This is a genomic window from Zestomonas carbonaria (genome assembly GCF_904061905.1).
Lineage (GTDB): Bacteria > Pseudomonadota > Gammaproteobacteria > Pseudomonadales > Pseudomonadaceae > Aquipseudomonas > Aquipseudomonas carbonaria.
Map to the genome: position 1 here is coordinate 1 of NZ_CAJFCI010000046.1, position 6,660 is coordinate 6,660.

The window sequence follows — 6,660 nt, forward strand, 5'->3', positions numbered from 1 at the left end:
GTTGAGCACGTGCTTGATCCATGCCACGGACAAGCTCCCTCTCCCTCCGGGAGAGGGCTGGGGTGAGGGGCGGGCCCGCCCCCAACACCCCACCGACCCCCTACTTTCGAAGGCCCCTCCCAACACCCAAGTAGGATGGGGCCACCGCTCGCCCGCTTCGTAGAATGCTCCCATCGAAACCGGGGATTCATGGGCGGTACGGCCATGCGGCAGGCGCAGAGCGAGGGCGTGATCAAGGCGATGTCCATCTCCCGCGAGGCGGAGGGCGTCGCGCAGGACCTGGCGCGCCAGTTGATCCACCCGCACCTGGGCTTCGTGCTGTTCTTCTGCTCCGCCGAATACGACCTCGACGCCCTGGGCCAGGCGCTGGAGCAATACTTCGGCGGCGTCACCCTGGTCGGCTGCACCACGGCCGGCGAAATCACCCCGCAGGGCTACGGGCGCAATTGCGTCAGCGCCATCGGTTTCGACCACCGGCACTTCTCGGTGGCCTGCGAGCTGATCGACGAGATGGAGCGCTTCAGCCTGATCGACGCCCAGCAACTGGTCGAGCGGCTGATCAACGACTGCCGCAGCAACTCCCTGGCGCCGATCAAGGACCACAGCTTCGCGCTGACCCTGTTCGACGGCCTGTCCAGCCGCGAGGAAGTGGTGCTGGCGGCGCTCAGCGCGGCCTTCGGGCGCATCCCGCACTTCGGCGGGTCGGCCGGCGACGACAACTACCTGGCGCGCACCCACGTCTACCACGCCGGGCGCTTCCACAGCGGTTCGGCGGTGGTGGTACTGGTCAACACCTGGCTCGACTTCGAGGTGTTCACTACCCACCACATCCAGCCGCGCGAGGAGCGCCTGGTGGTGACCCGCGCCGACAGCAGCGAGCGGCGGGTCTACGAGCTCAACGCCGAGCCGGCCGCGCAGGCCTACGCCGAGCTGATCGGCGTGCCGCTGGAAGCGCTCGACTTCGCCCTGTTCGCCGCCCATCCGCTGGCCGTGCGGATCAACGACCGCCACTACGTGCGTTCGATCCAGAAGGTCAACGACGACCTCAGCCTGAGCTTCTACTGCGCGGTGGAGAACGGCATCGTCCTCACCGCCATGCGCCCGGGGCCGCTGTTGCCCAACCTGGAGACGCTGTTCGCGCGGCTCGAGGACGGGCTTGGCGAATTGCTGCTGACCATCGGTTGCGACTGCTTCCTGCGCCGCCTGGAAATCGAATCCACGGGAGATGTGGAAGCGGTCTCCGGGTTCCTCCGCAGCCGGCAGGTGATCGGTTTCAACACCTACGGGGAGCAGTGCAATGGCGTACACCTCAACCAGACCTTCACCGGGGTCGCCATCGGCCGCCCCGGTGGGCATGGCCGCCGCTGACCAGCAGGCCCGCATCGAACAGCTCGAGCGGGAGAACCACAAGCTCCGGCGCATCAACGCCGCGCTCATCGAGCGGGTCGAGTCGCGCTCCGCCCTGCCGCACGACGCCTACGCCGCCTTCCAGTACTCGGTGGAGCTGGCCGAGCAGGTGCGCGAGCGCACCGATGCGCTGAACCAGGCGATGGCCGAGCTGAAGGCCAGCAACCGCCTGCTCAGCGAGGCGCGGCTGCGGGCCGAGACCGCCCACCAGCACCTGATCGACGCCATCGAGAGCATCTCCGACGCCTTCGTGCTGTTCGACCGCGACCAGCGCATCGTGCTGTTCAACAGCCGCTTCAAGTCGTTCTGGGCCAAGAGCCGGGCGCGCATCGGCGCCGGCACGCGGCTGGCGGAGATCAGGCGGCTGGCGAGCAGCACCGGGCTGATCGTCGAGGAACACCGCTCCAGCGGCGACGAACACAGCCTCTACCGCCTGCACAACGGCCGCTGGATGCAGGTCAGCGAGCGGCCGACCAGCGAGGGCGGGCTGGTGATCCTCTACACCGACATCACCGAGGTGAAGGTCAGCGAGACCATGCGCCGCGAACAGGCCCTGGCGCAGAAGTCGAGCCTGCTGCAACGCGCGGTGGACAACCTCTCCCAGGGCGTGGCGATGGTCAGCGCCGACGGCGTGCTGGAGCTGTGGAACCACCGCTTCCTGCAACTCTGCGGGCTGGCGCCGATCGCCGGCAACCGGCAGTTCGCCGAGGTGATGGCCGACAGCGCGCTGCCGCTGCTGACCCCGGAGAGCCGCGACGCCGAGGGGCGCCGGCTGTTCCAGGTGGAGCAGCACCTGTACGGCGGCCAGGTGCTGGAAATCCGCACCCACGCGCTGCCCACCGGCGGCTTCGTCAACACCTTCACCGACATCACCGAGCGTTACCGGCACGCCGAGACGCTGCGCAAGAGCGAGGAGTGGATTCGCCTGATCACCGACCACGTGCCGGCGCTGATCGCCTACCTGTCCGCCGATCTGGTCTACGAATTCACCAACAAGGTCTACGAGGAGTGGTACCACTGGCCGCGCGGCACGATGCTCGGCCGCAACCTGCACGAGGCCCATGGCGAGGAGCACTGCCGGCGCCTGCAGCCCTATCTGGAGCGCGCGCTGGATGGCGAAAGCGTGAGCTTCGAGGTGGTCGAGACCAACCTCGCCGCCCAGGAGCGCTGCATGTTGCGCTCCTACGTGCCGAACCGCCAGGAAGACGGAGCGGTGGTCGGTATCTTCGTGCTGATCCGCGATATCACCGAGCGCCGCCGCACCGCCGAGGCGCTGCACCAGGCCTACCAGAACCTCGAACAGCGGGTGCGCGAACGCACCGCCGAGCTGACCGCCCTGAACGGCCAGTTGATCCGCGAGATCGACGAGCGCACCCAGGTCGAGGCGCGCCTGCGCGAAGCCAAGCGCGAAGCGGAGCAGGCCAACCTGTCGAAGACCAAGTTCCTCGCCGCGGTCAGCCACGACCTGCTGCAACCCCTGAACGCCGCACGGCTGTTCACCAGCGCGTTGCTCGAACGCCGGCCGGGGGAGGGCGATGGGCTGGTGCGCAACATCAGCAATTCGCTGGAGGATGTGGAAAACCTGCTCGGCACCCTGGTGGACATCTCCAAGCTGGACGCCGGGGTGATCAAGCCGGACATCGCGCCCTTCGCGGTCGGCGAACTGCTCGAGAACCTCGCCGCCGAGTACCGCCAGGTGGCCGCCAGCGAGGGGCTGCAACTGGACTTCGTCGCCAGTTCGGCGCTGGTGCGCAGCGACCTGCAACTGCTCGCGCGCATCCTCCGCAACCTGCTCAGCAACGCCATCCGCTACACGCCGTCCGGGCGCATCCTGCTCGGTTGCCGGAGGCGGCGGCAGAGCCTGTCCATCGAGGTGTGGGACACCGGGGTGGGCATCGCCGAGGACAAGCTCGGCGAGATCTTCCAGGAGTTCAAGCGCGGCGATGTGCAGCGCTCGCACCAGGATCGCGGCCTTGGACTGGGCCTGGCCATCGTCGACAAGATCGCCCGCATGCTCGGCCACCGCATCCATGTCGGCTCGGTGCCGGGCAAGGGCTCGCGCTTCGCCATCGAAGTGCCGCGGGCCAGCCGCGCGCCGCGCACACGGGCCGCACCGCCGGACAGCGCCGACAACCTGCTGGAACGCCTGCGTGGCTCGCGGGTCTGGGTGCTGGACAACGACGCGGCGATCTGCGCCGGCATGCGTACCCTGCTGGAAGGCTGGGGCTGCCGGGTGGTCACCGCACTGTCCGAGGAGGACCTGGCGCGCCAGGTCGACAACTTCCACGCCGAGGCCGACCTGCTGATAGTCGACTACCACCTCGACGACGACCGCAACGGCATCGACGCGGTGGCCGCCATCAACGCCCGCCGTGGCACGCCGCTACCGGCCCTGATGATCACCGCCAACTACAGCAACGAACTCAAGCAACAGGTCCGCGAACTCGGCCACACCCTGATGCACAAGCCGGTGCGGCCGATGAAGCTGAAGACCGCGATGTGTCATTTGCTGGAGCGGGATGTCCGGTAGGGGCACCCTACGCGGAACGTCGTTTGTTGGGGTAGCCCGGGTCGACACGGGTGCGCCGCGCGCACCGTTTACTCGGGAGCACGCACGGCGTTTCGTCGGGGAGGATCAGAGTCGTTTTCCCATCGGTGCGCGGATCGGTCAGCGGCGCAGGTAGGCGGCGAAGTCGATGTCGCCGGCGGAGAGGATGGCCTGGACGCGGTTGTGCACGTTGAGCTTGCGCAGGATCGCCGAGACGTGTGCCTTCACGGTGGTTTCGGCGATGTCGAGGTTGTAGGCGATCTGCTTGTTCGACTCGCCCTTGGCCATCCGTTCGAGCACCAGCAACTGCTTGCGGGTCAGCGCCTGCAGCAGCTCGGGCGGGATGCCGTGTTCGTCGTGGCTGCTGCGCCTCGGTGAACTCTTCTGGGTGCGGATGATGTCCGAGGGCAGGTAGACGTTGCCGTTGAGGATCTGCTCGATGGCGTCGGTCATCTGCGCGCGTGGCGAGGACTTGGTGATGAAGCCCACCGCGCCGTAGGTGATGGCTTGCAGGACCACCTGCTTGTCCTGCTCGGCGGAGACGATCACCACCGGGATGGTCGGCGCCTCGTTGCGCAGGTTGATCAGGCCGTTGAGGCCGTGCATGCCGGGCATGTTGAGGTCGAGCAGGATCAGGTCGAGGTCGTCGTGTTCCTGGGTCAGGACCAGGGCGCTGTCCAGGTCGGCGGTTTCCATCACCTCGCTGCCGGGGAAGCCGTCGCTGATGACGTTGTGGATGGCTTCCCGGAACAGCGGATGGTCGTCGGCAATCAGAATCTTGTACATGGCCTATCACCTCGTTGTTTTCATTATGGTGCGGCAATACGAATCAGGGAAAAGCCTGCGGCTGGGCGGTGTGCAGGGGCAGGCCGGCCTGTTCCCAGGCGTCGATGCCGTCACGGTACCAGTAGAGGTTGGCGTAGCCCAACGCATGGGCGCGCTTGACCGCGTTCCAGCTCAGCCAACAGTCGGAGCGGCAGTAGAACACCAGCGGCAACCGGCGGTCGCCGGCGCTGATGCGCTCCAGGTTGTCGGCGAAATAGGCCTGCCACTGCGGGGCGAGCTGGCCGTCGCCTGTGTTGGCCAGCCACAGGCTGCCGGGCAGGTTGCGATGCTCCTCGTCGTCGACGAAACGGCCGTTCAGCCAGGTCCGCCGGTAGACGTCGATCAGTCGGGTGCGCGGCTGCTCGTTCAGCAGTCGTTGCAGGGCGGGCGTATCGATGGTGGTGGCGTGCTCGGCATGGGCGGGCGTCGGGCTGCGGTAGAGGGTCTGGCGGTAGCCGTCGCTGGAGAACAGCGGGGTGTCTCCGTCGGCGCCGACGGAAGTGGACAGCAGGCCCAGCAGGGCAAGGCAGATGAGTGATCGCGACATCTCGGTGGGTCCCGATGCTTTGTTATGAGTGCATTACAGGAGAGTCGCAATGCTTTGGGAATCCTACGTTGAGCGGGGAAAACCAGTACCAAAGTAGTAATTTGCGCCCGTCTGTCGGCGGAACCGCCCATAAAGTAGCGGTCGGTCAGTACCAAGGTAGGAGTCGTGGGGCGGCGGTCGGCGCCTAGCATTGCCGCAAGAGCCCTGGCGCGGTCGCCGGCCGGGGCGAGCGGATCGCCAGCGAGCTGGCTCCTACGAAGAAGCAGGTCCCCGTCATGCACACCGTCACCCGGACCCTGAAGACCCTGGCGCTGCCCGTGTTGCTGATCCTCAGCCTGATCGGTTTCGACCGGCTGGCTCCTTCGCCGCATGCCGGCGTGGCCGTGCTCCACGTGCAGGAGTTCATCGAGATCGTCCCGCTGGAGGTCCGGCCATGAAGATCCTGCTGGTCGACGATCACGCCGTGGTCCGCCTGGGCTGCGGCGGCCTGCTGCGCGCCCTGCTGCCGGAGGTGGAGATCGCCGAGGCGGCCAGCGGCGAGGAGGCCCTGCAACAGGTGCAGGCGAGCATTCCCAACCTGGTGATCATGGATATCGGCCTGCCCGGCATCAGCGGCCTGGAGGCCACCCGGCGGCTACGCCAGCGTCTGCCGCAACTGCGCGTGCTGTTCTTCAGCATGCACGACGAACTGCCGCTGGTGCGCCAGGCCCTGGACGCGGGCGGCGCCGGCTACGTGACCAAGGGCGCGGCGCCGGAGGTACTGGTGGAGGCGGTGCGCCGGGTGCTCGCCGGCTACTCCTACATCGAGCAGGCGCTGGCCACCCGGCTGGCCTGCCAGCGCAGCGACGACCCGGCCGGCGACCCACGCCTGGCGGGCATGACGCCGCGCGAGATGGAAGTGTTCATCATGCTCGCCCACGGCGTGCCGGTGCGGCAGATCGCCGAGCGGCTGTGCATCAGTGGCAAGACGGTGTCGAACCACATGACCCTGCTGAAGAACAAGTTGGGGGTGGACTCGCTGGCCGGGCTGGTGCACCTGGCGCTGGAGACCGGGGTGTTGCGGTTGGCGGGTGACTTGGGACAGATGAGGGCTTAGGCTCTGTACGAAAAGTCGCCGAGCGAAGGTCAAGCAAGGCAAAAAGAGGGGAGGACGCGGAGTTTACGGCTGTAAATGAGCAGTCCGAGCCTCTTTTTAACGCAGCATCACCGAGCGCAGGCACTTTTCGTACAGAGCCTAGTGTGGTGTTTCAAAAATAAAGATCATATTTTCGAGGTCATCGCCTCGGCAGCTCGGCCCACGCTCGCCAGTATGTCCTCGGCTTTTCGATACCAG

General features: G+C 66.9%; 6 protein-coding genes. 4 read left to right on the top strand and 2 right to left on the bottom strand.

From position 1 onward, the window contains the following. Window positions 1-204: 204 nt before the first annotated feature. Both nosP and nahK read left to right on the top strand, forming a co-directional pair. On the top strand, window positions 205-1,368 hold the full coding sequence (gene nosP, locus PSEWESI4_RS12130; protein ID WP_187671459.1) for a nitric oxide-sensing protein NosP: 1,164 nt from the start codon (window positions 205-207) through the stop codon (window positions 1,366-1,368). Next, a complete protein-coding gene (nahK, locus tag PSEWESI4_RS12135) occupies window positions 1,298-3,937 on the top strand; it encodes a hybrid sensor histidine kinase/response regulator NahK/ErcS' (RefSeq protein WP_187671460.1) in 2,640 nt (879 codons plus the stop codon). The genes nosP and nahK overlap by 71 nt, the downstream gene beginning before the upstream one ends. Before the next feature lie 138 nt (window positions 3,938-4,075). Here nahK and agmR read toward each other — a convergent pair whose 3' ends face one another. Together agmR and PSEWESI4_RS12145 are read right to left on the bottom strand one after the other, a co-directional pair. Continuing rightward, the gene (gene agmR / locus PSEWESI4_RS12140) at window positions 4,076-4,741 is read right to left on the bottom strand and encodes a response regulator AgmR (RefSeq protein ID WP_187671461.1); all 666 of its coding nucleotides are present in this window, start codon (window positions 4,739-4,741) and stop codon (window positions 4,076-4,078) included. 43 nt (window positions 4,742-4,784) lie between these two features. Then, window positions 4,785-5,327 carry a PQQ-dependent catabolism-associated CXXCW motif protein gene (locus PSEWESI4_RS12145; RefSeq protein WP_187671462.1) on the bottom strand — a complete coding sequence of 181 codons (543 nt, stop codon included), beginning with the start codon at window positions 5,325-5,327 and terminating at the stop codon, window positions 4,785-4,787. 275 nt (window positions 5,328-5,602) lie between these two features. Here PSEWESI4_RS12145 and PSEWESI4_RS12150 point away from each other — a divergent pair, with 275 nt between their 5' ends. Continuing rightward, window positions 5,603-5,764: a hypothetical protein gene (locus PSEWESI4_RS12150; protein WP_187671463.1), complete on the top strand. Its 162-nt coding sequence runs from the start codon at window positions 5,603-5,605 to the stop codon at window positions 5,762-5,764. Continuing rightward, complete coding sequence (locus PSEWESI4_RS12155; RefSeq protein ID WP_187671464.1) at window positions 5,761-6,423, top strand: response regulator transcription factor; 663 nt, start codon at window positions 5,761-5,763, stop codon at window positions 6,421-6,423. The genes PSEWESI4_RS12150 and PSEWESI4_RS12155 overlap by 4 nt, the downstream gene beginning before the upstream one ends. Window positions 6,424-6,660 lie beyond the last annotated feature (237 nt).